Source organism: Erwinia sp. STN24 (assembly GCF_041320675.1).
Taxonomy (GTDB): domain Bacteria; phylum Pseudomonadota; class Gammaproteobacteria; order Enterobacterales; family Enterobacteriaceae; genus Erwinia; species Erwinia aeris.
This window is the reverse complement of sequence record NZ_JBGGPM010000003.1, coordinates 374,485-399,739: the sequence shown is the minus strand read 5'-3', so window position 1 is coordinate 399,739 and position 25,255 is coordinate 374,485. Positions and strand designations below refer to the sequence as shown.

Sequence of the window (25,255 nt, the reverse complement as noted above, 5' to 3'; positions counted from 1 at the left end):
GCCCTCAGAAAAAGGCGCCGCTCTCGTGCCCGTCACCTGCGCTGACCTCGCTGGCGCGCCTGCCCAATCACCGTTTTGAAGTAAAACTCAGCGTCCCGCGCCGACTTTATATTCAATGGACTGGAAAAGAAGACCTGATAATGACCACTGACAATCTTTCTTCCCATACGCCCATGATGCAGCAGTACCTGCGTCTGAAAGCCGAGCATCCGGAGATCCTGCTGTTCTACCGCATGGGCGATTTTTACGAGCTGTTTTATGACGATGCTAAACGCGCCTCTCAGCTGTTGGAAATCTCGCTGACCAAACGCGGCGCTTCCGCTGGCGAACCGATCCCGATGGCTGGCGTCCCGCATCATGCCGTGGAAAACTACCTCGCGAAACTGGTGCAGCTGGGCGAGTCGGTGGCGATCTGCGAACAGATCGGCGATCCGGCGCTGAGCAAAGGCCCGGTCGAGCGTAAAGTGGTACGCATCGTCACGCCCGGCACCATCAGCGACGAAGCGCTGCTGCAGGAGCGTCAGGACAATTTGCTGGCGGCCATCTGGCAGGGTTCGCGCGGCTTCGGCTACGCCACGCTGGATATCAGTTCCGGCCGATTCCGCCTGGCGGAGCCGAGCGATCTGGAAACGATGGCGGCAGAGCTACAGCGCACCAATCCGGCGGAGCTGCTCTATCCCGAAGATTTTGCCGCCATGTCGCTGATTGAAAATCGTCGTGGCTTACGTCGTCGTCCGCTGTGGGAGTTCGAGGTGGATACCGCGCGCCAGCAGCTGAACATGCAGTTCGGCACCCGCGATCTGAACGGTTTCGGCGTCGAGCAGGCGCAGTTTGCGCTGCGTGCGGCAGGCTGCCTGCTGCAATATGTAAAAGATACCCAGCGCACCTCGCTGCCGCATATCCGCTCGCTGACCATGGAGCGTCAGCAGGATGGCATCATCATGGACGCCGCCACGCGCCGCAATCTGGAAATCACCCAGAACCTGGCGGGCGGCATCGATAACACGCTGGCTTCGGTGCTGGACAGAACCGTCACGCCGATGGGCAGCCGCATGCTGAAACGCTGGCTGCATATGCCGATCCGCGACACCGCAACGCTTATCAACCGGCAGCAAAGCATCGGCGCGCTACAGGATTTTACCGCTGAGCTGGCGCCGCTGCTGCGGCAGGTCGGCGATCTGGAGCGTATCCTCGCCAGGCTGGCGCTGCGCACGGCGCGCCCGCGCGATCTGGCCAGAATGCGTCACGCTTTTCAGCAACTGCCCGGGCTGGACGCGCTGCTGGTTGACTGCGACGTGCCGCATCTGCAAACGCTGCGCCAGCAGATGGGCCAGTTCGACGAGCTGCGCGAACTGCTGGAAAACGCCATTATCGATGCACCGCCGGTGCTGGTGCGCGACGGCGGCGTGATTGCGCCAGGCTATAACGAAGAGCTGGACGAGTGGCGCGCGCTGGCGGACGGCGCCACCGACTATCTGGACAAGCTGGAAATCCGCGAGCGTGAAAAGCTGGGGCTGGATACGCTCAAGGTCGGTTTTAACGCCGTGCACGGCTACTATATTCAGGTCAGCCGTGGGCAAAGCCATCTGGTGCCGATCAACTACGTGCGCCGCCAGACGCTGAAAAACGCCGAGCGCTATATTATCCCCGAGCTGAAAGAGTATGAAGACAAGGTTCTGACCTCGAAAGGCAAGGCGCTGGCGCTGGAAAAGGCCCTTTACGACGGGCTGTTCGATCTGCTGCTGCCGCATCTGGAAGCGCTGCAGATCAGCGCCGCCGCGCTGGCGGAGCTGGACGTATTGAGCAACCTTGCCGAGCGCGCCTGGACCCTGAACTTCAACTGTCCAACCTTTACCGATAAGCCAGGCATCAGACTGACCGGCGGCCGTCATCCGGTGGTCGAGCAGGTGCTGAAAGAGCCGTTTATCGCCAACCCGCTGACGCTGTCACCGCAGCGCCGCATGTTGGTGATCACCGGGCCGAACATGGGCGGTAAAAGCACCTATATGCGCCAGGCCGCGCTGATAGCGCTGATGGCCTTTATCGGCAGCTACGTTCCGGCGGAAGAAGCGGTAATTGGCCCCATCGACCGCATCTTCACCCGCGTTGGCGCGGCGGACGATCTCGCCTCCGGTCGCTCAACCTTTATGGTCGAAATGACCGAAACCGCCAATATTCTGCATAACGCGACGGAATACAGCCTGGTATTGATGGACGAGATCGGCCGCGGCACCTCGACCTACGACGGTCTTTCTCTTGCCTGGGCCTGCGCGGAAAACCTGGCGAACCGCATCAAAGCGATGACGCTGTTCGCCACGCACTATTTCGAGCTGACCACGCTGGAAGAGAAGATGGAAGGCGTCGCCAACGTGCATCTGGATGCCGTGGAGCACGGCGACACCATCGCCTTTATGCACAGCGTGCAGGACGGCGCGGCCAGCAAAAGTTACGGACTGGCCGTTGCCGCGCTGGCAGGCGTGCCGAAAGAAGTGATCAAGCGCGCGCGGCAGAAGCTGAAAGAGCTGGAGGCCAGCTCGGCCAGCGCGGCCGCAGGCAGCGCGGAAGGCCCACAGCTGCCGCTGCTGGTTGAAGAGACGTCCCCGGCCGTTGAGGCGCTGGAAGCGTTAGATCCCGACACGCTGTCGCCGCGCCAGGCGCTGGAATGGATCTATCGTCTGAAATCGCTGGTTTAGTTGCAGGCTGATGGTTTAAGCGCAGGCCCGCCTCACGCGGGCCTTTTCTTTGCAATGGAACTATCCCCCTCCTCTCTCCCACGTAATGACAGTGATAAAGCGTTAGCGGTCTGCATCGCGCCGTTTTGTCCGCGTCATTTCATCTAATCCAGTGGAGAGTGTCATGAATTTAAGAGTGAATCCCGTTGGGATAAACAGCGAGGCGATTAACGCGGGACAGTTCTCCGCGCGCCCGGGTAAAGCGCAGAACGGCAGCCTCGCCGCAGCACCGGAAAAGTCCAGTCTGTTGCAATACGGCGGCGCGCAGGGCACCACTACGCAGAAAAGCTCTACGGCCTCGCTCAGTGCCGATTATAAAACGCTGATCGATTCGCTGTTAAAGCAGGGCAAGGAGGAGCTGAGCAAGCTCAAGGAGCAGCTGGCGCAGCAGCAATCTTCAGGCACCGGCGCGCAAAACGGCTCCCCTTCCGCCAAAAACACGCAGAACGTGATGTCGCAGCTGCAAATGCTGCTCGACAGCATTACCAAACTGCTTAAACAAAGCCAGGAGAGCCAGCAGTCGTCCGGCAACAGCAGCACAACCGATACGCAACTCAGCAGCGCGCTGTCTCAGCTTAAGGAGCTGCTCTCTTCGCTGGGTGCGACGGCCACAGGCGCAACCGGGACTGCCGATGCGAACGCCGGCGGGCAGACGATGCCAGCCAGCGAAAAGGACACCAGCGTTCCGCCTTCCAGCAGCACGCTGTTTAAAAACATGGATGGCGACAACCGCACCGCCGATCAAATCATCAACGAGAACCCGGTGTTGAAAAACCTGGGCAATCAGAAAGATATCAAGCAGAGCGAGCTGAAAAAGCAGTTCGGCGACTGGACGGCCAATAACCCGGACGAGAAAAGCCGGGCGCTGGCCGCCAAAAACATGTCGTACTTTTTAAATAACGTTAAGGCGCTGGATAACCGGGAAGGCGGCGATCGCGGTAAAATCTCCACTAACGGCAAAATCGAAGGCCTTACCAAAAGTGGCGATGCCCGTCACGGGACGGAAGCGGCGATCGTCAAAGACGTGGCGGAACAGGGACTGGATAAAGCCTTTCCCAAAGACGGCCGTTTAACCACCACCAACGACGAAATGGTCAACCTGAACGGCACCAATAAAAGCGGTTTTCAGGGCATTTGCCTGAAGCTGGGCAAGGCGCTGGCCTTTATTCCTGGACTCAGCAACGTGCTGACCGGGATGGGTCGCGCAGAAAGTACCAATCCGTGGGATGTGATCAAAGGCGGCATCGTGGGCGGCGTGAAAACCGCGTTTGACGCGCTAAAAGGCATGGCGCAAGGGCTGTTGACCGGCAAAGTTACGCCGATGCAGATGTTGATGAGCGCTTATAAAGGCGCGGTAATGGATACCTATGCGATGCAGGATGTGAAATCCGACGCAAAAGAGAAAGTTAAGGAAGTTGTCTGATTTACAGGCAATAAAAAAGCGGTGGTTTGCACCACCGCTTTTCGCTTTCACTCTTTAAGCGCCCGCATTATTCGCGAAACAAGGCTTCAATGTTCAGTCCCTGAGCCTGCAAAATTTCCCGCAGACGACGAAGACCTTCAACCTGAATCTGGCGAACACGTTCACGGGTCAGACCGATTTCGCGACCCACATCTTCTAACGTTGCCGCTTCGTAGCCTAACAGGCCGAAACGACGCGCCAGCACTTCACGCTGTTTGGCGTTCAGTTCGAACAGCCATTTGACGATGCTCTGCTTCATGTCATCGTCCTGGGTGGTATCTTCCGGACCGTTGTCTTTCTCGTCGGCCAGGATATCCAGCAGCGCTTTCTCAGAATCTCCGCCTAACGGCGTGTCAACTGACGTGATGCGTTCGTTGAGGCGCAGCATACGGCTGACGTCATCAACGGGTTTGTCCAGCTGTTCGGCAATTTCTTCCGCGCTTGGCTCGTGATCCAGCTTGTGGGCCAGTTCGCGGGCGGTACGCAGATAGACGTTCAGCTCTTTAACAATGTGGATTGGCAGACGGATGGTACGGGTTTGATTCATGATCGCCCGTTCAATCGTCTGACGGATCCACCAGGTAGCGTAAGTAGAGAAACGGAACCCACGTTCAGGGTCAAATTTCTCTACCGCGCGGATCAGGCCCAGGTTACCTTCTTCAATCAGATCCAGACCACGATTGCTGTAACGACGGGCGATCTTCACTACCAGACGTAAGTTACTTTCAATCATGCGGCGACGAGACGGAATGTCACCACGCAGAGCACGACGAGCGAAGAAAACTTCTTCCTCTGCCGTAAGGAGCGGTGAATAACCGATCTCCCCCAGGTAGAGCTGCGTCGCATCCAAAACACGTTGTGTAGCGCCTTGTGACAACAGCTCTTCTTCAGCTATATCGTTATCAGCAGGTTCATTTCCGACAAGAGCCTTCTCATCAAAAATCTCAGCTCCGTTTTCGTCGAATTCCGCGTCTTCATGTAACTCATTAACTTTCAGCGTATTCTGGCTCATTAGCGGCTCCTACCCGTGATCCCAGGGCAGAACAACCAGGGTTCTGCCGGTTTATCGCTGCGGCAAATAGCGCAACGGGTTTACGGATTTCCCCTTGTAACGAATTTCAAAATGCAATCTAACCGAACTGGTGCCGGTACTGCCCATTGTCGCAATCTTCTGACCCGCTTTTACTTCCTGCTGCTCGCGGACCAGCATCGTGTCGTTATGGGCATATGCACTCAGGTAGTCATCATTATGTTTGATGATAATCAAGTTGCCATAACCGCGCAGCGCATTCCCGGCATACACAACGCGCCCTGAGGCGGTTGATACAACGGGCTGTCCTCGCGATCCCGCGATATCGATACCTTTGTTGCCGCCTTCGGAAGCAGAAAAGTTATCGATAATCTTCCCGTCGGTCGGCCAACGCCAGCTGCCTACCGGAGTAGAGCTATTCGTTGTGCTGCTGACGGTCGGAGCACTTACCGGCGCTGTCGTCGTTGCGACAGTATTTGTACCGGCTGAAGGTAACATTTTGCCTTCACTTGGTTTACCTGAATCCTCAGAATACGTAATAACCGGCTGACGTGCAACCGTTGTGCTCTTCATTTGCGCAGTGGTCGGCTGAGTGGGCACGCCGCCCGCCGTTGCATCCGCTGCGGTGATGGCATTGCCGCCGGTCAGGGTGCCGCCGGAGCCGTTACTAACCTGCAACTGCTGGCCCACATTGAGGCTGTAAGGCGCAGAGACGTTATTTCGTTCGGCTAAATCACGGAAATCGTTGCCGGTAATCCAGGCAATATAGAACAGCGTATCGCCGCGTTTAACGGTGTAAGTTTCGCCGCTGTAGCTACCTTTCGGAATATTCCCATACGAGCGGTTATAGATGATACGCCCATTTTGCGTAACAACATTTTCACTTCTGCCGCCGCTCGCTGCGGGCGCGGCGCGGCCGGAGCCGGAGGCTATCGGCGGTGGCTGGGTGATTAATCCCCCGCCGCTGTTGGCGCTGCCGTTGCCGCCTACCGAGCTGATTGGCGCCTGTGCGTTATCGCTGGAACAGCCAGCTAACCAAAAACCAACGAGTGAAACCGCCGCAATACGGCGTAATTTTACTACCGGGCTTCCCGTGCTCATTTATATCCCCCGCTACGGCAAAACTGTGCGGCCGCGCTCGGCTAAACCTGCGCCAGCAGCATTAAATTCTGAATAGATTGAATAGTAACAATATCGGCCGTCGCGTGCCATTAACAGATAGAAGCCATTAACAGATGCGTACAATTGGCCGGGCGCTCAGGCCAGATCGCCCTGCACCAGCGGCACAAATCGCACCGGCTCAATGGTTTCCACCAGAAATTCGCCGTTTTTACGGGTGATGCGCTTGAGCTGCTGCTGTTCGTCGCCGACCGGCAGCACCATGATGCCGCCCTCATCAAGCTGGTTCATCAGCTCGACCGGGATCTCCGGCGGCGCAGCGGTAACGATAATCGCATCGAAAGGGCCGCGCGCCGGCCAGCCCTGCCAGCCATCGCCGTGACGGGTGGAAACATTGTGCAGATCGAGCTGCTTCAGCCGCCGTTTCGCCTGCCATTGCAGGCCTTTGATACGTTCGACAGAGCAAACATGCCCGACAAGATGCGCGAGGATAGCGGTTTGATAGCCCGAACCGGTGCCGATCTCCAGCACGCGCGACTCGGGTTTCAACGCCAGCAGCGAGGTCATTTTCGCCACGATATAGGGTTGGGAAATGGTTTGCCCGGAGCCGATCGGCAGCGCCGTATTGTCCCAGGCTTTATGCTCGAAAGCTTCATCAACGAAACGCTCGCGCGGCACCGCTTCAATCGCCTTCAGCAAGGCTTCATCCGTAATGCCTTGGTGGCGCAGCTGGTCCAGCAGCGTTTCAATGCGGCGGTTTACCATTCGTTTTCAACTCCCGAACTGGCTAACCATGAAGCAACGACCTCCTGCGCGCCATGCGCGGTGAGATCGACATGCAGCGCGGTTACCGACACGTAACCTTCTTCGACGGCGGCAAAGTCCGTATCGGGACCGGCGTCGAACTTTTCACCCGGCGGGCCAATCCAGTACAGCGTATGGCCGCGCGGATCCTGTAGCGGGATAGCCTGATCGCTGGGATGACGGCTGCCGCAGCGGGTCATGCGGATACCTTTAATTTCGCTGAGCGGTAAATCCGGCACGTTGATGTTCAGGATCCGGCCGGTGCGCAACGGCTCGCGCTGCAGCGCCCGCAGCAGAGAACAGGTTACGGCGGCGGCGGTGTCGTAATGCTGATGCCCGTCCAGCGAGACGGCCAGCGCGGGCAGGCCCAGATGGCGCCCTTCCATCGCCGCCGCCACGGTGCCGGAATAGATGACGTCGTCGCCCAGGTTCGCTCCCGCATTAATGCCGGAAACGACGATATCCGGTTTGGGGCGCATCAGCGCGTTCACGCCCAAATAGACACAGTCGGTTGGCGTGCCCATCTGTACCGCAATATCGCCGTTGGGATAGCTGAAGGTACGGAGCGGCGTTTCCAGCGTCAGCGAGTTAGATGCGCCGCTGCGGTTGCGATCCGGCGCCACCACCTGCACCTCTGCAAACTCGCGCAGCGCGGCCGCCAGCGTCTGAATACCCGGCGCGTGGATACCGTCATCATTACTCAGCAATATTCGCATCTGGAATTTAACCCCTTCTTTTCAATCTGTTGGGTATCATATCATCCCCGACCGCCGCCGGGGCGCGCCTTTTGCGCCTATTCCGCTACGTCCGCCTCGCCGTTCGGCTGGTTAAGCAGTTCGCGCACCAGGCTGGTGGCAAAACTGCCCGCCGGCAGCCAGAAGGAAAGCTCGACGGTGACATCATCCCACCAGCTCCAGCGCAAATCACGTGGCACCACCAGCGCGGCGCGGCGAGCCGCCTCTACGCGCTCGCGCGCCAGCAGCGCAATCAGCGCCGTTTCGTGCGTCAGGCTTTGCTGCTCAAACGCCAGCGCCTCGCCCTGGGTGCCCGGATCGCCGCTGCCCGGCAGCGGTGCCGTCACGCGCAGCTCGTTATTCTCCGTGCGCGCCTGCAGCCCAGGCAGCTCTTCTTCGGCGGCCACAAACCAGCTGCCGCGTCCGGTAAGCTGCAATGCATCGCCCGGCATCACGCGGGTCAGCGATCCCATTTTACTCAGGCGATCGCTGACGACCTGATTAAACAGCGCGCTGCGCGCGGCGGAAAGTAAAAAGCTGCGCTTGTTGCGCTCGCGCACGCGGATCTCATCCGCCGCCCAGCGCTGCGCCATAATCAGGTTGTTGTTGGCATGGCCAAAGCGCTGCTCGCCAAAATAGTTCGGGAAACCGCCCTGCGCTATCTGCTGCAGACGCTGCTCAACGGACGCCCGGTCGGAAATCTGACGCAGGATAAGCGTAAAGGCATTGCCCTGTAGCGCGCCGGTACGCAGCTTACGACGATGCCGCGCGCTCTCCAGCACTTCACAGCCTTCCAGCTGAAAAGCGGTAAAATCCGGCGTCTCTTTGCCGGGCACGCGCAGGCAGAACCACTGCTCGGTCACGGCGTGACGATCTTTCATGCCGGCAAAGCTGACGTCGCGCGGATGAATTTTAGCGAACTTTGCCAGCGCCTCGGCCACAAAGCGGGTATTGCAGCCGTTTTTACGAATGCGCACCAGCACCTGTTCACCGTCGCCGTCCGGACGGTAGCCCAGATCTTCGATCACCACGAAATCTTCCGGGTTCGCTTTGACCACGCCGCTGGCGGCGGGCTGCCCATAAAGCCAGGCGGTCATTAAGCGTCAGCCTTGATCAGCAGCGCAACGGCTTCACAGGCTATGCCCTCGCCACGGCCGGTAAAGCCCAGCTTTTCAGTGGTGGTCGCTTTCACATTGACGCAGTCCATATGGATGCCCAGATCTTCCGCGATATGAATGCGCATCTGCGGCACGTGCGGCAGCATCTTCGGTGCCTGGGCGATAATAGTCACGTCAACGTTACCAACGCGATAGCCTTTTTTCTCAATCTGGCGCCAGGCTTCACGCAGCAGCTCGCGGCTGTCTGCCCCTTTATAAGCCGCGTCGGTGTCGGGGAAAAGCTTGCCGATATCGCCCAGCGCCGCCGCGCCCAGCAGCGCATCGGTCAGCGCATGAAGCGCCACGTCGCCGTCGGAATGGGCCAGCAGCCCTTTCTCATAAGGAATTCGCACGCCGCCAATAATCAGCGGGCCTTCGCCGCCAAACGCGTGTACATCAAAACCGTGGCCGATACGCATTATGCGCTCTCCTTATTATGTAATTGAGTCAGGTAAAAAGCGGCCAGCGCCAGATCTTCCGGTCGCGTCACCTTGATATTGTCGCTGCGGCCGACGATCAGTTCGGGATGATAGCCGCAATATTCCAGCGCGGAGGCCTCGTCCGTGATGGACGCACCTTCCTGCAGCGCCCGCTGCAGACAGTGACGCAACAGCTCCAGCGGAAACAGCTGCGGCGTCAGCGCGTGCCAGAGCGCCTCCCGCTCCACCGTATGGGCAATTGCCGGCGAGCCGGGTTCCGCGCGCTTCATGGTGTCACGCACGGGCGCGGCCAAAATGCCGCCGATGCGGCTGGTCGCGGTAATCGCCAGCAGGCGGTGTAAATCGTCGGGATGCAGACAGGGACGCGCCGCGTCGTGCACCAGCACCCAACGGGCCTCTGGCGCGGCTTGCAGACCGGCCAGCACCGAGTCGGCTCGTTCTTTGCCGCCGGCGACCCAGCGCACGCGAGGATCCTTAGCGACCGGCAGCGTAAAGAACCAGGGATCTTCTGGCGTGATAGCCACGATAATCTGATTGACCTGCGGATGCGCCAGCAGGCCGTCAATGGCGTGCTCAAGCACGCTCTTGCCGTTAATGCGAAGATATTGCTTAGGACAGGCCGCCTGCATCCGGCTGCCGACACCGGCAGCGGGCACAACGGCAATCACCTCAGTACCTGCGATAGTCATGTTTTATCGTTGTTGATTGGCCTGCGCGTTTTTACTGCGATCCGGCACAAGGCGATAGAAGGTCTCACCGGGCTTGATCATGCCCAGCTCATTGCGCGCGCGTTCTTCGATAGCTTCGGAACCGCCATTCAGGTCATCGATTTCCGCAAACAGCCGATCGTTGCGCGCTTTTAATTTGGCGTTACTGCTCTGCTGCACCGCAACATCGTCGTTAACGCGCGTATAGTCATGTAGGCCGTTCTTGCCCAGCCAGAGCGAATATTGCAGCCAGCCGAGTAGTACAAGTAACAGCAGCGTAAGTTTTCCCATCCCCGCCCCCTGAAAAACGGCTCAATCATCCCATAACTTTTCTCCCGACTCCACTGCGGCCTTGAAATAGCCGCCGTTTGGCGAATCGGTGAGCGTTCCACGGGGCTAAACAGCGTCGTCAGGCAACCTTCTGTTACCACCGGGCGCATTCAGACATCAGATTTTGCCCACGGGCGGGCAAACCTTACCACAATGAGGGCGATTACCAACCGCTCAGCAGCGTAAACAGCAGCCAGAAAAGGCCTATAACCACCACGACGGTGAGCAGGAGCGTCCAAATCAGATGGCCGCGCAGCAGCACGCTGGCGATAATACCGACCAGAACGGAAACGGGCAGCAGCGCGAGAAAGAAGGGCCAGGTATAGAGGAAGAAGAACAGCGTGTTAGAGCCGTAAAGCATAAAAGGGATCGCGAGCGCGAACCAGTAGCAGGCAAAGCCTGCCACTCCACCGGGAAACGACCAGGAAGACTCTTCCTGACCGTCATCTTTGCGGGCCAGCATGGGCGTAACGTTATGCATAAGTATCCTGTTGACGCGTAATACGGCCCGCTCTGAGGCGTTTTGCCGCGGCTATCTCAGGCTTTGATAATATCGCGGTCACGCAGCAGATCTAACACTTGAACCCGTAAATTTGTTACCAATTGTTCGCCATCCAGGCGGATTTCCGGACGTTCCGGCGCTTCATAAACGGCGTCAATGCCGGTGAAATTACGCAGCTCGCCGGCCCGCGCTTTTTTATACAGGCCTTTGGGATCGCGCGCTTCGCAGATAGCCAGCGGCGTGTCGACAAAGACTTCAATAAAGCGCCCTTCCCCAACCATGTCGCGCACCATCTGCCGCTCTTCCCGATGCGGAGAGATAAAGGCGCTCAGAACGATCAGGCCCGCATCGACCATCAGCTTTGCGACTTCGCCGACGCGCCGGATATTCTCTTTACGATCGGCGTCGCTGAAGCCCAGATCGCGGCAGAGGCCGTGACGCACGTTGTCGCCATCCAGCAGATAGGTGCTGACGCCAAGCTGATGCAGCGCCTGCTCCAGCGCGCCCGCCACGGTGGATTTACCGGAGCCGGAAAGCCCCGTAAACCACAGCACCGCGCCCTGATGACCGTGCAGCTGCTCGCGCTCCGCACGCGTTACCGCGTGCGCATGCCAGACGACGTTTTCATCGTGAGCGGCCATTATTGACCGCCTGAAATATCGCGAGCGCCCCAGTGCGGGAAGTGGCGACGCACCAGCGCGTTAAATTCCAGTTCAAAAGCGCTGAAATCACCGGTCGCCTGCGCCGCTTCCTCGTTCGGTTCGCGGATCATGCCTGCGCCGACGGTAACGTTGCTCAGACGGTCAATAAAGATCATGCCGCCGGTAACCGGATTCTGCTGGTATTTATCCAGCACCATCGGCTCGTCAAAGGTCAGATCCACCAGACCGATGCCGTTCAGCGGCAGGTTTTCCACCTGACGCTGGGCCAGGCTGTTGATTTCCACCTGATACTGAATTTTTTCGACGCGCGCGCGGGTTTTCTTGCCGGCGATTTTAATATCGAAGCTCTGACCCGGCGCCAGCGGCTGTTCCGCCATCCATACCACGTCCACGCTGGCGGCCTGCACGGGCTTCAGCTCTGTACTGGCATCTACCAGCAGATCGCCGCGGCTGATATCGATTTCGTCCTTCAGCACCAGCGTAATCGCTTCGCCGGCCTGCGCTGCCTGCAAATCGCCGTCAAAGGTCACGATGCGGGCGATGGAAGATTCCACGCCGGATGGCAGCACCTTCACGCGCTGGCCGACCTGTACCGTTCCCGACGCCAGGGTGCCCGCATAGCCGCGGAAATCCAGGTTAGGTCGGTTGACGTACTGCACCGGGAAGCGCATCGGCTGCTGTTCCACCACGCGCTTGACCTCGACGGTTTCCAACACGTCCAGCAGCGTCGGACCGGTGTACCAGCCCATCGCCTCGCTCGCGGAAGCGACGTTTTCCCCTTCCAGCGCCGACAGCGGCACAAAGCGGATATCCAGATCGTTCGGCAGCTGTTCGGCAAAATCCAGATAGTCCTGTTTGATTTGCTCGAACTTCTCTTCGCTGTACTCGACCAGATCCATCTTATTAATAGCCACCACCAGGTGCTTGATGCCCAGCAGCGTGGAGATAAAGCTGTGACGACGCGTCTGATCCAGCACGCCTTTACGGGCGTCGATCAGCAGAATGGCCAGGTCGCAGGTTGATGCGCCTGTCGCCATATTGCGGGTGTACTGCTCGTGCCCCGGCGTGTCGGCAATAATAAATTTGCGCTTTTCAGTGGAGAAATAGCGGTAGGCCACGTCGATGGTGATGCCCTGTTCCCGCTCGGCCTGCAGGCCGTCCACCAGCAGCGCCAGATCCAGTTTCTCGCCCTGGGTACCGTGACGCTTGCTGTCGTTGTGCAGCGAAGAGAGCTGATCTTCATAAATCTGGCGCGTGTCGTGCAGCAGGCGGCCAATCAGCGTGCTTTTGCCGTCGTCGACGCTGCCGCAGGTCAGAAAACGCAGCAGGCTTTTGTGCTGCTGAGCGTGCAGCCAGGCTTCCACGCCGCCCTGGTCGGCAATTTGTTGTGCAATGACGTTGTTCATCTCGGCTCCTTAGAAATAACCCTGGCGTTTCTTCAGCTCCATCGAGCCGGACTGATCGCGGTCGATCACGCGCCCCTGACGTTCGCTGGTGGTTGAAACCAGCATCTCTTCGATGATCGAAGGCAGCGTCTGCGCTTCAGATTCCACCGCGCCGGTTAGCGGCCAGCAGCCCAGCGTACGGAAACGCACCATCCGCTCCTCAATCTTCTCGCCAGGCTGTAAATCGATACGGTCGTCGTCAATCATCATCAACATGCCGTCGCGTTCCAGTACCGGACGCTTAGCGGCCAGATACAGTGGAACAATGTCGATATTTTCCAGGAAGATATATTGCCAGATATCCAGCTCGGTCCAGTTAGAGAGCGGGAAAACGCGAATGCTTTCGCCTTTATTGATCTGGCCGTTGTAGTTGTGCCACAGCTCAGGACGCTGGTTTTTCGGATCCCAGCGGTGGAAACGGTCACGGAAGGAGTAGATACGCTCTTTCGCGCGGGATTTTTCCTCGTCGCGACGCGCGCCGCCGAACGCGGCATCAAAGCCGTATTTGTTCAGCGCCTGCTTCAGCCCTTCGGTTTTCATAATGTCGGTGTGCTTGGCGCTGCCGTGCACGAAGGGATTGATGCCCATCGCCACGCCTTCCGGGTTTTTATGCACCAGCAGCTCGGCGCCAATCTCTTTTACCGTACGGTCGCGGAATTCGTACATTTCACGAAATTTCCAGCCGGTATCCACGTGCAGCAGCGGGAAAGGCAGCGTGCCCGGATAGAACGCTTTACGCGCCAGGTGCAGCATCACCGAAGAGTCTTTGCCGATAGAGTACATCATGACCGGATTGCCGAACTCTGCCGCCACTTCACGGATGATATGGATACTTTCCGCTTCCAGTTGACGCAGGTGGGTGAGTCGTTTTTGATCCATAACTTTTCCTCAAGCCAAATTCACAACGGCGGACGCCCGCTGCGCTGAATGTTGAAACCACGCCAGCTGCTGATGCAGGTTGACCACTTCCCCTATCACTAACAGGGCGGGCGTTGGCGCACGTTGTGCCAGTTGTTCTAATTCCTGTAGCGTGCCGGTCAGCACCTGCTGATCCTGACGCGTGCCGCGCCCGATCACCGCTACCGGCGTTTGCGCGTCGCGGCCATGGGCAATAAGCTGCGCCGAGATTTCGGCGGCTTTTACCGTGCCCATATAAATAGCCAGCGTCTGCCGCGCTCGGGCAAGCGATGGCCAGTCCATCTCTTCGCCGTCGGCCCGGCAATGGCCGGTGATAAACAGCACGCTTTGCGCATGGTCGCGATGCGTCAGCGGAATGCCGGCATAGGCCGTCGCGCCTGCCGCTGCGGTCACGCCCGGCACCACCTGAAATGGAATGCCCGCCTCAACCGCCGCCTGAAGCTCTTCGCCGCCGCGACCAAAAATAAAGGGATCGCCGCCCTTCAGGCGCACAACCCGCTTGCCCTTCTTCGCCAGCTCGACCAGCATCCGGTTAGTCTCTTCCTGCGGCACGCTGTGCGCGCTGGCGCGCTTGCCCACGCAGATGCGGTCGGCGTCGCGTCGGACTAAATCCAGCACCTCGTCGCTGACCAGATGGTCGTACAGCACCACGTCCGCCTGCTGCATCACCTGCAGCCCGCGCAGCGTCAGCAACCCCGCATCGCCAGGCCCCGCGCCCACCAGGATGATTTCGCCCTGGCTCGCTTCCGGATCGTCCAGCTGGCGAGCCAGCGTCTGTTCCGCGCCCGTCAGATTGCCGGAGGCGACCTGGCTGGCGAAAAGACCGTTAAACGCCTTTTCCCAGAAGCGGCGGCGCTCTGACATTTTGCTTAGCCGCTGTTTTACTCTGTCGCGCCAGCTGCCGGCCAGCGCGGCCATCTGCCCCAGATGGGCGGGCAACAGAGACTCAAGCTTTTCACGCAGCAGGCGCGCCAGTACGGGCGCCGTGCCGCTGGAGGAAATAGCCACAACCAGCGGCGACCGGTCGACAATAGAAGGGAAAATAAAAGAGCATTTAGGCTGGTCATCGACCACGTTAGCCAGCAGCCTGCGCTCGCTGGCATCGTCAAAGACGCGGCTGTTCAGTTCGCCGTCATCGGTGGCGGCAATCACGAAATAGACCAGGTCGAGCTGGGCGCTCTGATAGTCGCGAGCAATCCACTCGACTTCACCGCTCTCCTGCAGCGCCGTCAGCTCTTCACACAGTTCGCGTGCGGCAATCTGCACCCGCGCGCCTGCGCGACGCAGCAGTTCGATTTTGCGCGCGGCTACGTCGCCGCCGCCAACCACCAGCACCGGTTTGTTTCGGATGTCTGCAAAAAGGGGAAGATAATCCACGTCAGCCTTGCTAAATAACAAAAAGTTAACGCGACTATAGGGCGGCCGCGGAGGCTTATGAAATTACTAATTGGAATGAGTAGTTACCGAATGGAATAACGTTACGGTAAAGCTACGCACAAAATGTGCTTAGCGGAGCGATTTCAGGGGCTTTCAGAAGGATTGTAATTGTGCGGAGCCCGTCACACTTTCATACTGGGACAGCAAAATATTTTCGCTGTTTCGTTACAGGATGACGATTAAGGACGTGACATGTTTTCCCGACTTTGCCTGAGCGCCCTGCTGGCGCTGGGCGTGCTTTCCCCGCTTCACGCCGCGACCAATGAAGGTCAGCTTGCCGAACAGCAGCTGCGCCATATCGCGACTTACTTTCCAGGGCGTATGGCTGGCAGTCCTGCCGAGATGTTAAACGCCGACTATCTGCAACAGCAGTTTCAGCAGTGGGGCTATGAGAGCAATAAAAGAGATTTTACGGCGCACTATCACTATAAATCACAGGATGGCCGCGTTAGCGATCGCAGCGTTATCGCGACATCGGTTATCGCCGCCCGCGCAGGCGAGGTGCCGCAGCAGATAGTTATTCTGGCGCAGGCCGATACCTGGCTGCCGCTAAGCGACAGCGATCGGCAAAAAAATCGCGGCGGCCTGACTTTACAGGGCGCGGACGATAACGCTTCCGGGGTGGCGGTGATGCTGGAGCTGGCGGAGCGTTTACAGTCGACGCCGCTGCACTACAGCCTGCGCTTTGTGGCGCTAAGCGCTTCTGCGCTGCATGGCGAAGAGGATTATCTCGCCCGCATGAAGCCGGAAGAGAAAAAGAACACGCTGCTGGTGATAAAACTAAACGATCTGCTCGTGGGCAACCGGCTCTGGTTCAACAGCGGCACCAACACGCCTGAACCGGTGGCGCGGCAGACGCGCGATCGGGCGCTGGCGCTGGCGCGCTCGGCGCATATTCCTGCCGCCACGCTGGGCAAAGCGGTGAAAAATGAACCGGCGGTAGAGACGTTTGATAAGGCAGGCATTCCGTTGCTGAGCGTTCGCGCCGCCAACTGGGATAAAAAAGGCCATCGGGTGCATACCAGTAACGCGCATTTTCCGCAGGGAAGCTGTCAGCAGCAGGCCAGCTGCGATAACCTTGCCTGGATCGATCGCTGGCTGCCTGGCCGCATCACGCACCGCACGCGCGACAGCGTGAAAATCCTGCTGCCGCTGATCCGCGAGTTAGCCAATCCTCAACCTGAAGCTTAAGGAAGCCTATGTACATTGTCAGTCTGACCTATAACCGCCCGATGCCGGAAGTGGAAGCGGCGCTGGATGCGCATATCGCCTGGCTGGATACTTACTTTGCCGACGGCACCTTTATTGCCGCCGGACGTAAAGATCCCCGTACTGGCGGCGTGATCCTGATAAAGGATATCGATCGCGCTCGGCTGGATCGTATTCTGGCAGAGGATGCTTTTCAGAAGGTGGCGGATTACGAGGTCACTAAAGTGAACGTCACGCGCGGTTCGGCGGACTTTTCTGCGCTGGTGGGACTGTAGGTTTTCGGGAATAAATCAGGGCTGACTCGCATAATAAAGCTTTCGTCATCCCTGATGGAGGCTTTGCTTAGCGAGGTATTGTTAGCATAAATAAATTAGCCTACGATACCCTCATCGTGGTGATTAAATCGCCAATTAAGGAGGGATCTATGAAATATCATCCACCTGAAACGAAACAGCTAACGCCGGAGCAGCGCAAGCTATATCTTAAAATTCAGGCTGAAGAAAATGCTGAAGAGAAACGTTATGCGTCCGATCCTGTCTTGCTGAAACAGGCAGAGGCCTATCACAGAGAGCTGGAACGTATGGTTGAAGAGCGTGCCCAGCCCAAATTTTTACTGCCCGCCTCGAAGGTCAACCAGAGCGTAGCTTCTGGCCATCATGCCATTGATGCGAGCGTTGAGTATTCAGACATTCTGGATCCAGATTCCGCCAGTAAAGGATTTAACCAGTCCGTTCGTGTTCACACTCGCAATAAAAAAGCTTCAATTGCTGTTCATGCCGCTCTTGTGGCCAGCAAGAATAATAAAAAATTCTGAAAGGGAAAGTCAGAAAAATGGTTGCAACAAGGGTAGCAATAACCCCAACATCGAAAATTGAAATCGTATTAGCGCCACAGTTTGAACACGGCGACCGCAAGCAAATTTTAGGTATACCAGGTGAAGCAGCCAACGATATATTTTTAACGGATTTGCCTCAAATGGATGATAACAGCCGTGCATCGTTTGATTATCTTATCCAACAGCTGGCTGAAGAGCTGGATCAAGAAGGCAGAAACAAACCTTCATGGTGTAAGACCAACGGAATGCGTTACGCAGGCGCCGACATCTATGCGCTTTATGACGTATGGCATTACCATAGCGGAGATTGGGATGCGGCACAGGGTCGTTCTGTTTATATTCCTACCGATAGTGGTCATACAAAAGTAAAAGATCTACAGCCCAACCCGTTAGGCATGACCAGCGGGCCTTGCATTCATTTTGCCTGGGAAAATAACGATAAGCGAGTACGGATCCTGGCTTATAGCAAAAGGCATACGCCATACTTCCGGGCATCAGAGCCGGGAAATAATCTTACCTCAAGGATCCTTGCTCCCCTCTGAGCAAAAAGTCATGTTATGCGGCGAACTACCTTATCTGGTTCAGCGTGCGTCAGACAGTATAGCCGCAGCAGTGATAAACCTACGTAAGCTCTTGCAGTACCAAACCTATAGAAAACTGCTGGATATCTGCTTCAGCGGCGCCAAAGAAAACTATCGCTGGGTATGGATGTGTAATAAAGACAAGGATTGGCGGGTTTTAATAATTTGTTTGTAATGAGGGCGGAAGATAACCTCCGCCCTTTAACGTTATTCGTGCAGGCCGCACTCGCGCTTCAGGCCGAAGAAGCGCGTTTCTTCTTCCGCCATGCCCGGCTCCCACTTCCGCGTGGTGTGCGTATCGCCAACCGACAGATAGCCCTGATCCCACAGCGGATGATAGCCCAGGCCGTGCTCCTTCAGATACTGATAAACCTGGCGGTTGTCCCAGTCGATAATCGGCAGCACCTTGAACACGCCGCGCTGAATAGCCAGCACCGGCAGATGGGCGCGGCTGCTGGACTGATCGCGACGCAGACCGGCAAACCACGTCTGCGCATGCAGCGTTTCCAGCGCGCGGTTCATCGGCTCAACTTTGTTGATCTCGTTGTAGCGTTCGATGCCTTCCACGCCCTGCTCCCACAGCTTGCCGTAGCGCGCTTCCTGCCACGCCGCGCTCTGTTCGGCGCGGAATACCTTCAGGTTCAGACCGAGCTTATCGGTCAGCTCGTCAATAAACTGATAGGTTTCCGGGAACAGATAGCCGGTATCGGTCAGGATCACCGGAATATCCGGCTTCGCCTGGGTCACCAGATGCAGACTCACCGCCGCCTGGATGCCAAAGCTGGAAGAAAGCACCGCCTCGCCGGGCAGATTTTCGAGCGCCCAAATAACGCGATCCTGTGCCGACAGCTTTTCCAGCCTGGTGTTGATTTCCGCCAACGCCATTACGCGTTCGACTTTGGGTAGTGCATTCAGTGCCGAGAGATCGAGTACAGCCATTTCGCGCCTCCGTTATGCCCAAAAATCGCGAGCCGGATCGAGAACAGGTTCCACCACGCCAGCGCGGATAGTGAAATCGCCAAAGCCTTCGTCCGCTTCGCGTTCTTTTGACCAGCGACCCAACAGATGATCGAGGGTGGTTAAAATTTCATCTTCGGTAATGTTTTCACGGTACATACGCGGGATGCGCGTGCCGATGCGGTTGCCGCCCAGATGCAGGTTATAGCGCCCCGGCGCTTTGCCGACCAGGCCGACCTCGGCCAGCAGCGCGCGGCCGCAGCCGTTAGGACAGCCGGTCACGCGCAGGACGATATGCTCATCGCCCACGCCGTGCGACGTCATCAGCTCTTCCACGCGGGTCACGAACGACGGCAGAAAACGTTCGGCTTCCGCCATCGCCAGCGGACAGGTCGGGAACGCCACGCAGGCCATCGAGTTTTCGCGCTGCGCGGTGACGTTTTCCATCAGGCCGTGCTCGCGGGCCAGCGCTTCGATCGCCGGCTTGTGCGCTTCCGGCACGCCCGCCACAATCAGGTTCTGATTGGCGGTCAGGCGGAAGTCGCCTTTGTGCACCTTCGCAATTTCGGCCAGGCCGGTTTTCAGCGGACGGCCCGGATAGTCCAGCAGGCGGCCATTTTCAATAAACAGCGTCAGATGCCAGTTGTTATCAATCCCTTTCACCCAGCCGAAACGGTCGCCGCGCGTGGTGAATTCATAAGGGCGGATCGGCTCGAAGGTCAGGCCGGCGCGGCGCTCCACTTCCTGCTTAAAGGTTTCCACGCCCACGCGCTCCAGCGTGTACTTGGTTTTGGCGTTTTTACGATCGGTACGGTTGCCCCAGTCGCGCTGCGTGGTGACGACCGCTTCCGCGACGTCGAGGATTTTTTCGACCGGCAGATAGCCAAACTCGCTGGCGGTGCGCGCGTAAGTCGCTTTGTTGCCGTGATCGATAGACAATCCGCCGCCCACCAGCAGGTTAAAGCCGACCAGCCTGCCGTTCTCGGCAATGGCAATAAAGTTCAGATCGTTAGCGTGCAGATCCACATCGTTATGCGGCGGCACCACTACGGTGGTTTTAAACTTACGCGGCAGATAGGTTTCGCCCAGGATCGGCTCTTTATCCGTGGTGGCGACCTTTTCCTGATCCAGCCAGATTTCCGCATAGGCGCGGGTCTGCGGCAGCAGATGCTCGGAGAGTTTTTTCGCCCATTCGTAGGCTTCCTGATGCAGCTCGGATTCTATCGGGTTCGAGGTGCACAGCACGTTACGGTTCACGTCGTTCGCCGTTGCCAGCGCATCCAGGCCGACTTCGCTCAGCATCTGGTGAGCAGGCTTGACGTTGCCCTTCAGGATGCCGTGAAACTGGAAGGTCTGGCGGTTGGTCAGACGAATGCTGCCGTAAATCGTGTTGTCCGCCGCGAACTTATCGATAGCCAGCCACTGCGTCGGCGTAATGATGCCGCCCGGCAGACGGCAGCGCAGCATCATCGCGTGACGCGGCTCCAGCTTCTGCTCGGCGCGCTCGGCGCGAATATCGCGGTCGTCCTGCTGGTACATGCCGTGGAAGCGGATCAGCAGAAAGTTGTCGCCGGTGAAACCGCCGGTCAGGCCGTTATCTAAATCTTCCGCGATAGTTCCGCGCAGATAGTTGCTCTCTTTTTTCAGGCGCTCGGCGTCGGTCAGCTTGCCTTCAACCACCAACGGGCCAGGATGTTTTTCATTGCTCATAAGGCTTTCTCTTTAATATTCGTTAGTGCCGCCGGATATCCGGCGGGGCCGGCTAGTAGACGTCGCGCTGATAGCGGCGCTCGATACGCAGCTCGCTTAAGAATTCGTCGGCGCTTTCCGTATCCATACCGCCATGCTCCGCCACCACTTCCAGCAGGGCCTGCTCCACATCCTTCGCCATACGGTTGGCGTCGCCGCACACGTAAATATGCGCGCCTTGCTGGATCCAGCGCCACACTTCCGCCCCTTTGGCGCGAATTTTGTCCTGCACGTAAACTTTTTGCTGCTGATCGCGCGACCACGCCAGATCGATATTGGTCAGCAGGCCGTCTTTCACGTAGCGCTGCCATTCGACCTGGTACAGGAAGTCTTCGGTAAAGTGCGGATTGCCGAAGAAGAGCCAGTTTTTGCCTTCTGCGCCGTCGTTATCGCGCTGCTGCATAAAGGCGCGGAACGGCGCGATGCCGGTGCCCGGCCCAATCATAATGACCGGCGTTTCGGGATTGGCCGGCAGGCGGAAGTTATCGTTATGTTCAATAAAGACGCGGACTTCGCCGTCTTCTTCCAGCCGATCCGCCAGGAAGCTGGAAGCGCCGCCCGCGCGCGCGCGGCCATCGATGTCATAGCGCACCGCACCGACGGTAATGTGCACTTCGCTTTCGCTCTCCGCCTGCGAAGAGGCGATAGAATAAAGACGCGGCGTCAGCGGACGCAGCAGCGCCGTCAGCTGTTCGGCGCGCAGCTCGATTGGCGCCTGACGCACCATATCCACGATCGGCGTCGTCTGCGCATAGTGCTGCAAACGGCTCTTATCGCCGACCAAGGCCAGCAGATTTTCATCGCGGCTAAGCTTGCCGTACTGCTCGACGATCTGCGTGGTATTGACCGTCAGCTCGAAATGCTTTTGCAGCGCTTCGCTGAGCGGCAGCGTAGCGCCGTTGACCTCTACGGGCTCACTGCCTTTCAGCCACAGTAGCCCGACCAGCTCCTGCACCAGCGCAGGATCGTTTTCATACCAGACGCCCAGCGCGTCGCCCGGCTGATAGCGCAGCCCGGAATCGCCCAGGTCGATTTCGATATGGCGCACGTCTTTATCCGAGTTACGGCCGGTGATCTTCTGATTCACGGCCAGGCTGGCGGTCAGCGGCTCTTCTTTGGTGTAAGGGCTGCTGAGCACTTCGTTAACCGTGCCGGTAGCGGTGACTGCCGCTGCGGCCGGCGATTCGCTCGGCACGCGCGCCTTCAGGATCTCTACAATCTTTTTCCGCCACTGTTCCGCTTCGGCCGCGTATTCGACATCGGCATCCACGCGATCCAGCAGGCGTTCGCCGCCCAGCTCGCCCAGCTTGTTATCGAAATCTTTGCCGGCCTGGCTGAAGAACTCATAAGAGGTATCGCCCAGACCAAAGACCGCGAAAGCGGTGTCGGCCAGCTTCGGCGCTTTCTTTGACATCAGAAACTTATGCAGCGCCACGGCTTCTTCCGGCGGCTCGCCCTCGCCCTGCGTGGAGGTAACCACGACCAGCAGCTTCTCCTGTGCGATCTGCTTGAACTTGTAGTCGCCCGCGTTGACCAGGTTCACGTTCAGCTTAGCCGCCAGCAGATCGTCGCGCAGCTGCTCGGCGACGCGACGGGCGTTGCCGGTCTGCGAGGCGGAAAGCAGCGTAATGGTTGGCGCATCGACCGGCGCTGGCGCGCTGGCGGTTACCGCGCCCGGCGCCTGATTGACCATGCCCCAGAAGTAGCCGGAGAGCCAGGCCAGCTGCGTGGTAGAGAAATCGCCGGTTGCCGCCTGAAGGCGGGAAAGCTGTTCCGGGTTAAGCGGAAGCAGAGAAGCAGGAGGTGCCTGAGTCGTCATTGCGTTGAAAGTTCCAGTATCGGTGGTCAGGGCCGTAAAGACAGCAAGATAACGTTAGGGTAACGACTGGCATAATAACCCTTAAAGAAGGGTTGGTAATATAAAATAACCAAAATGACTAAACGGTTTTACAAGTAAGCGATAGCGGCGAAACCGGTTAATTAACTTATTGTTTATTATGAACTTAGTCAGAAGGCGCTTTTGCTACGGGCCAGGATGTGCGGATTGGCCGGGAAACGGGTGCGAAAAAAGGCTTTTTCAGGTAGACTTCGCCCGTTTTTTTGAGAAATAACCGAGACTGTCATATGGCTACCACGCTGTTTAAAGATTTCCAATTCGAGGCGGCTCACCACCTGCCCAACGTGCCGGAAGGCCATAAATGCGGCCGCCTGCACGGGCACTCTTTCCTGGTGCGGCTCGAAATCACCGGCGAAGTGGACGCGCATACCGGCTGGGTCATGGATTTTGCCGAACTGAAGGCGGCCTTCAGGCCGCTTTACGACAGGCTGGATCACTATTATCTGAACGAGATCCCAGGGCTGGAAAACCCGACCAGCGAAGTGCTGGCAAAATGGATCTGGGATCGGATGAAGCCGACGCTGCCTCTGCTCAGCGCCGTGATGATCAAAGAGACCTGCACGGCGGGCTGCGTTTACAAAGGCTGATGCTCTGGCGGCAGAGGTCGCCGAAGCCTATGGATAACAATGACAGGGATTAACTAAAAAGGCGGCCTCGGTGCCGCCTTTTTTTATCAGGCGATATTCAGGTATTTGTGTGTCTGCATCGACAGGCGCCAGTTGCGCGCGATGCAGGTTTCAATGCAAAGTTTGGTCGCGTCGTCTTTCTGGCTGATCGGCTGTAGGGCAATGATACGCGGCTTGCTGTCGCTCAGCGTCGCCAGCAGGGCGTCCAGCGCCTCTACGTCGCGCTGACGGGCCACCGGATGCTTCACTTCATCAGCGCGAACCAGCGCCTGGTTCAGCACATCATAGCCGCCGCGCATATTGACCTTAGGCGAAACGGTAACCCAGGTTTTTTCGCTGCACTGCACCCGATGCGTGCCGCTGGTTTCAATCTGGCAGCTGAAGCCCTGCTGCTCCAGCGCTTCGGTCAGCGGCGTCAGATCGTGAATGCAGGGCTCGCCGCCAGTGATCACCACGTGCCGGGCCGTCCAGCCGCGCTGCGCAATTACCGCCAGTAACGCCTCCGCGTCCGCCGCGCCCCATGCATCGGTTTCCACCGTCTTCAGCAAGATATCGCCCAGCGAGGTTTCCCGATCGGCCAGCTTATCCCAGGTGTGTTTGGTATCACACCAGCTGCAGCCCACCGGGCATCCCTGCAGGCGGATAAAAATTGCCGGAACGCCGGTATAAAACCCTTCGCCCTGCAACGTCTGGAACATTTCATTAATCGGGTACTGCATCACGCTCTCAATTGACTGTAAAAATAAGGGCGCAAAGTATGACAGATAGCGGCTTTTTAACCAAATCACATTGTGCGGGGGAACCCGGCAACTTTTTATCCCACCTAACCTCATCACTCTTTTCTGAGGTAATCCTATGAACATGCCCATCAGCAGTTTACTGAATCGCGTACTGCTGAATGCCAGCAGCGAGGCGTCGAGCGCGTTCCAGCCGCCTCAGCAGCAGTCCGGCGCGCAGGCCGCGCGCACGGGCAGCATCAGCTTTGGCTCGCCCGCGACCAGTAATCTGCCGGAGCTGAGTAAAAATGGGCAGGATGACGCGGGCAGCTCTTCGTTTAATCAGTTTATGCAGCAGATTGGCAAACTGTTACAGACGGCGCTGTCCGCTATCGATTCGCTGGCGCAGCAGGTGAATAAGGCACACGCTTCGCCCGAACGCATCAACGCCGCCTCGCCAGCGGTCGCTAATGGCCCTTCGACCACGCCCTTAGCCAACGGAACCGCCGCGCCGTCGCAGACCACAACGGCCGCAAACGCTGACGTTACGGCCGCCTCATCCACCAGCAGCAGCCAGGCGGTAAACAGCAATACAGCGCTCGATCCTGCCAAAAACAGCCTGACGTTTGAAAACAAAGGCGACAAGCCCATGACCATCGCCTTTACGCCCAACGCCGACGGCAGCGCCAGGCCTGACGATCTCACCTTGCAACCGGGCGAAACCAAAACGCAGAACTTTGATGCCAACTGGTCGGGCAATTTCCGCAGCACCGCAGGCGACGGCGCCAACGCGACGCTGGGCGAGGTGAAATTTGACGGCGGCAGCGGACAGACTTATTACGACGTCAGCTATATCGAAGGCAATAACGCGGCCATGACCATTGGCCCCGCGAAGGGCGACGGCAGGGTTTCCGGGACGCTGGACGATCTGGTTTCAAACGCGCCCGACGGCATTAAAGCGAAAGACGCGGACGGCAACGTTTATGGCCTGAAAAAATCCACGACTTCAAACCAGCAGGACGCGGCGGTAGTGGATTATTACCGGCAGCATGTGGCCGCCGACAAGGGCTATGTTATCCCTTCCGATGATGCGAGCACCCTGGGCAGCAGCACCAAAAACCTGAAGGTTGAACTGAAAGGCTAAGCGTGACGGCCGGTAAATAGCCAATAAAAAAGCCCCGTCCAGAGACGGGGCTTTCAGATCAT

25 protein-coding genes are annotated in these 25,255 nt (G+C 58.0%); 8 read left to right on the top strand and 17 right to left on the bottom strand.

Annotated elements, in window-relative coordinates; all coding sequences use genetic code 11:
* Positions 1–140 precede the first annotated feature (140 nt).
* Complete coding sequence (mutS, locus tag ACA373_RS14420) at positions 141–2,693, top strand: DNA mismatch repair protein MutS (protein ID WP_370734706.1); 2,553 nt, start codon at positions 141–143, stop codon at positions 2,691–2,693.
* A 163-nt stretch (positions 2,694–2,856) separates the two neighbouring features.
* A complete protein-coding gene (locus tag ACA373_RS14415; protein ID WP_253458896.1) occupies positions 2,857–4,155 on the top strand; it encodes a hypothetical protein in 1,299 nt (432 codons plus the stop codon).
* Between the two features lie 67 nt (positions 4,156–4,222).
* Here ACA373_RS14415 and rpoS read toward each other — a convergent pair whose 3' ends face one another.
* From rpoS to cysG, 13 genes are all read right to left on the bottom strand, one after another.
* Positions 4,223–5,206 (bottom strand): RNA polymerase sigma factor RpoS, encoded by a 984-nt coding sequence (gene rpoS / locus ACA373_RS14410; protein WP_370734705.1) that lies wholly within the window; start codon positions 5,204–5,206, stop codon positions 4,223–4,225.
* A 51-nt stretch (positions 5,207–5,257) separates the two neighbouring features.
* A complete protein-coding gene (nlpD, locus tag ACA373_RS14405) occupies positions 5,258–6,325 on the bottom strand; it encodes a murein hydrolase activator NlpD (protein ID WP_301252622.1) in 1,068 nt (355 codons plus the stop codon).
* Between the two features lie 156 nt (positions 6,326–6,481).
* Positions 6,482–7,108 carry a protein-L-isoaspartate(D-aspartate) O-methyltransferase gene (locus ACA373_RS14400; protein ID WP_301252623.1) on the bottom strand — a complete coding sequence of 209 codons (627 nt, stop codon included), beginning with the start codon at positions 7,106–7,108 and terminating at the stop codon, positions 6,482–6,484.
* A complete protein-coding gene (gene surE, locus ACA373_RS14395) occupies positions 7,102–7,863 on the bottom strand; it encodes a 5'/3'-nucleotidase SurE (RefSeq protein ID WP_125287445.1) in 762 nt (253 codons plus the stop codon). Before surE ends, ACA373_RS14400 begins: the two co-directional genes overlap by 7 nt.
* 77 nt (positions 7,864–7,940) lie before the next feature.
* Positions 7,941–8,978 carry a tRNA pseudouridine(13) synthase TruD gene (gene truD, locus ACA373_RS14390; protein WP_301730123.1) on the bottom strand — a complete coding sequence of 346 codons (1,038 nt, stop codon included), beginning with the start codon at positions 8,976–8,978 and terminating at the stop codon, positions 7,941–7,943.
* Positions 8,978–9,457, bottom strand: coding sequence for a 2-C-methyl-D-erythritol 2,4-cyclodiphosphate synthase (ispF, locus tag ACA373_RS14385; protein WP_125287443.1), 480 nt, complete (start codon positions 9,455–9,457; stop codon positions 8,978–8,980). Before ispF ends, truD begins: the two co-directional genes overlap by 1 nt.
* On the bottom strand, positions 9,457–10,167 hold the full coding sequence (gene ispD / locus ACA373_RS14380) for a 2-C-methyl-D-erythritol 4-phosphate cytidylyltransferase (protein WP_301252626.1): 711 nt from the start codon (positions 10,165–10,167) through the stop codon (positions 9,457–9,459). The genes ispF and ispD overlap by 1 nt, the downstream gene beginning before the upstream one ends.
* A gap of 3 nt (positions 10,168–10,170) precedes the next feature.
* The gene (ftsB, locus tag ACA373_RS14375) at positions 10,171–10,476 is read right to left on the bottom strand and encodes a cell division protein FtsB (protein WP_125287441.1); all 306 of its coding nucleotides are present in this window, start codon (positions 10,474–10,476) and stop codon (positions 10,171–10,173) included.
* Between the two features lie 202 nt (positions 10,477–10,678).
* Positions 10,679–10,996: a DUF3561 family protein gene (locus tag ACA373_RS14370; protein WP_253458885.1), complete on the bottom strand. Its 318-nt coding sequence runs from the start codon at positions 10,994–10,996 to the stop codon at positions 10,679–10,681.
* 56 nt (positions 10,997–11,052) lie between these two features.
* A complete protein-coding gene (gene cysC, locus ACA373_RS14365; RefSeq protein WP_301252628.1) occupies positions 11,053–11,658 on the bottom strand; it encodes an adenylyl-sulfate kinase in 606 nt (201 codons plus the stop codon).
* On the bottom strand, positions 11,658–13,085 hold the full coding sequence (cysN, locus tag ACA373_RS14360; protein ID WP_253458881.1) for a sulfate adenylyltransferase subunit CysN: 1,428 nt from the start codon (positions 13,083–13,085) through the stop codon (positions 11,658–11,660). The genes cysC and cysN overlap by 1 nt, the downstream gene beginning before the upstream one ends.
* Before the next feature lie 9 nt (positions 13,086–13,094).
* Positions 13,095–14,003 carry a sulfate adenylyltransferase subunit CysD gene (cysD, locus tag ACA373_RS14355; RefSeq protein WP_253458879.1) on the bottom strand — a complete coding sequence of 303 codons (909 nt, stop codon included), beginning with the start codon at positions 14,001–14,003 and terminating at the stop codon, positions 13,095–13,097.
* 9 nt (positions 14,004–14,012) lie between these two features.
* A complete protein-coding gene (gene cysG, locus ACA373_RS14350; protein WP_253458876.1) occupies positions 14,013–15,419 on the bottom strand; it encodes a siroheme synthase CysG in 1,407 nt (468 codons plus the stop codon).
* A gap of 252 nt (positions 15,420–15,671) precedes the next feature.
* Between cysG and ACA373_RS14345 the strand changes: the two genes are divergently transcribed.
* The 4 genes from ACA373_RS14345 (at position 15,672) to ACA373_RS14330 (ending at position 18,065) form a co-directional block, all read left to right on the top strand.
* Positions 15,672–16,670 (top strand): aminopeptidase, encoded by a 999-nt coding sequence (locus tag ACA373_RS14345; protein WP_253458873.1) that lies wholly within the window; start codon positions 15,672–15,674, stop codon positions 16,668–16,670.
* An 8-nt stretch (positions 16,671–16,678) separates the two neighbouring features.
* A complete protein-coding gene (locus tag ACA373_RS14340; protein WP_125287434.1) occupies positions 16,679–16,963 on the top strand; it encodes a YciI family protein in 285 nt (94 codons plus the stop codon).
* A gap of 149 nt (positions 16,964–17,112) precedes the next feature.
* Positions 17,113–17,502: a hypothetical protein gene (locus ACA373_RS14335; protein WP_301252633.1), complete on the top strand. Its 390-nt coding sequence runs from the start codon at positions 17,113–17,115 to the stop codon at positions 17,500–17,502.
* A gap of 17 nt (positions 17,503–17,519) precedes the next feature.
* Positions 17,520–18,065 (top strand): hypothetical protein, encoded by a 546-nt coding sequence (locus ACA373_RS14330; protein ID WP_301730118.1) that lies wholly within the window; start codon positions 17,520–17,522, stop codon positions 18,063–18,065.
* A gap of 246 nt (positions 18,066–18,311) precedes the next feature.
* Here ACA373_RS14330 and cysH read toward each other — a convergent pair whose 3' ends face one another.
* From cysH to cysJ, 3 genes are read right to left on the bottom strand one after another with little or no spacing between them, the layout of a single operon-like run.
* Positions 18,312–19,043, bottom strand: a complete 732-nt coding sequence (gene cysH / locus ACA373_RS14325) for a phosphoadenosine phosphosulfate reductase (RefSeq protein WP_253458870.1) — start codon at positions 19,041–19,043, stop codon at positions 18,312–18,314.
* 12 nt (positions 19,044–19,055) lie between these two features.
* On the bottom strand, positions 19,056–20,771 hold the full coding sequence (gene cysI, locus ACA373_RS14320) for an assimilatory sulfite reductase (NADPH) hemoprotein subunit (RefSeq protein ID WP_370734704.1): 1,716 nt from the start codon (positions 20,769–20,771) through the stop codon (positions 19,056–19,058).
* Between the two features lie 52 nt (positions 20,772–20,823).
* Positions 20,824–22,629, bottom strand: a complete 1,806-nt coding sequence (cysJ, locus tag ACA373_RS14315) for an NADPH-dependent assimilatory sulfite reductase flavoprotein subunit (RefSeq protein WP_301252636.1) — start codon at positions 22,627–22,629, stop codon at positions 20,824–20,826.
* A 305-nt stretch (positions 22,630–22,934) separates the two neighbouring features.
* Between cysJ and queD the strand changes: the two genes are divergently transcribed.
* Positions 22,935–23,294: a 6-carboxytetrahydropterin synthase QueD gene (queD, locus tag ACA373_RS14310; RefSeq protein WP_125287429.1), complete on the top strand. Its 360-nt coding sequence runs from the start codon at positions 22,935–22,937 to the stop codon at positions 23,292–23,294.
* Between the two features lie 86 nt (positions 23,295–23,380).
* Here the strand turns inward: queD and queE are convergent, their stop codons facing one another.
* Positions 23,381–24,052 (bottom strand): 7-carboxy-7-deazaguanine synthase QueE, encoded by a 672-nt coding sequence (gene queE / locus ACA373_RS14305; protein WP_253458861.1) that lies wholly within the window; start codon positions 24,050–24,052, stop codon positions 23,381–23,383.
* Between the two features lie 136 nt (positions 24,053–24,188).
* Here queE and ACA373_RS14300 point away from each other — a divergent pair, with 136 nt between their 5' ends.
* The gene (locus tag ACA373_RS14300; protein WP_253458859.1) at positions 24,189–25,193 is read left to right on the top strand and encodes a hypothetical protein; all 1,005 of its coding nucleotides are present in this window, start codon (positions 24,189–24,191) and stop codon (positions 25,191–25,193) included.
* Positions 25,194–25,255: the final 62 nt, after the last annotated feature.

Coding starts and splice junctions, on each gene's coding strand:
- ftsB (WP_125287441.1), bottom strand. CDS start 10,476: ATGGGAAAACTTACGCTGCTGTTACTTGTACTACTCGGCTGGCTGCAA.
- cysD (WP_253458879.1), bottom strand. CDS start 14,003: ATGGATCAAAAACGACTCACCCACCTGCGTCAACTGGAAGCGGAAAGT.
- cysN (WP_253458881.1), bottom strand. CDS start 13,085: ATGAACAACGTCATTGCACAACAAATTGCCGACCAGGGCGGCGTGGAA.
- cysJ (WP_301252636.1), bottom strand. CDS start 22,629: ATGACGACTCAGGCACCTCCTGCTTCTCTGCTTCCGCTTAACCCGGAA.
- ispD (WP_301252626.1), bottom strand. CDS start 10,167: ATGACTATCGCAGGTACTGAGGTGATTGCCGTTGTGCCCGCTGCCGGT.
- mutS (WP_370734706.1), top strand. CDS start 141: ATGACCACTGACAATCTTTCTTCCCATACGCCCATGATGCAGCAGTAC.
- cysH (WP_253458870.1), bottom strand. CDS start 19,043: ATGGCTGTACTCGATCTCTCGGCACTGAATGCACTACCCAAAGTCGAA.
- ACA373_RS14400 (WP_301252623.1), bottom strand. CDS start 7,108: ATGGTAAACCGCCGCATTGAAACGCTGCTGGACCAGCTGCGCCACCAA.
- ACA373_RS14340 (WP_125287434.1), top strand. CDS start 16,679: ATGTACATTGTCAGTCTGACCTATAACCGCCCGATGCCGGAAGTGGAA.
- cysI (WP_370734704.1), bottom strand. CDS start 20,771: ATGAGCAATGAAAAACATCCTGGCCCGTTGGTGGTTGAAGGCAAGCTG.
- surE (WP_125287445.1), bottom strand. CDS start 7,863: ATGCGAATATTGCTGAGTAATGATGACGGTATCCACGCGCCGGGTATT.
- ACA373_RS14370 (WP_253458885.1), bottom strand. CDS start 10,996: ATGCATAACGTTACGCCCATGCTGGCCCGCAAAGATGACGGTCAGGAA.
- queD (WP_125287429.1), top strand. CDS start 22,935: ATGGCTACCACGCTGTTTAAAGATTTCCAATTCGAGGCGGCTCACCAC.
- ACA373_RS14415 (WP_253458896.1), top strand. CDS start 2,857: ATGAATTTAAGAGTGAATCCCGTTGGGATAAACAGCGAGGCGATTAAC.
- ACA373_RS14335 (WP_301252633.1), top strand. CDS start 17,113: ATGAAATATCATCCACCTGAAACGAAACAGCTAACGCCGGAGCAGCGC.
- cysC (WP_301252628.1), bottom strand. CDS start 11,658: ATGGCCGCTCACGATGAAAACGTCGTCTGGCATGCGCACGCGGTAACG.
- ACA373_RS14330 (WP_301730118.1), top strand. CDS start 17,520: ATGGTTGCAACAAGGGTAGCAATAACCCCAACATCGAAAATTGAAATC.
- ACA373_RS14345 (WP_253458873.1), top strand. CDS start 15,672: ATGTTTTCCCGACTTTGCCTGAGCGCCCTGCTGGCGCTGGGCGTGCTT.
- truD (WP_301730123.1), bottom strand. CDS start 8,978: ATGACCGCCTGGCTTTATGGGCAGCCCGCCGCCAGCGGCGTGGTCAAA.
- rpoS (WP_370734705.1), bottom strand. CDS start 5,206: ATGAGCCAGAATACGCTGAAAGTTAATGAGTTACATGAAGACGCGGAA.
- ispF (WP_125287443.1), bottom strand. CDS start 9,457: ATGCGTATCGGCCACGGTTTTGATGTACACGCGTTTGGCGGCGAAGGC.
- nlpD (WP_301252622.1), bottom strand. CDS start 6,325: ATGAGCACGGGAAGCCCGGTAGTAAAATTACGCCGTATTGCGGCGGTT.
- queE (WP_253458861.1), bottom strand. CDS start 24,052: ATGCAGTACCCGATTAATGAAATGTTCCAGACGTTGCAGGGCGAAGGG.
- ACA373_RS14300 (WP_253458859.1), top strand. CDS start 24,189: ATGAACATGCCCATCAGCAGTTTACTGAATCGCGTACTGCTGAATGCC.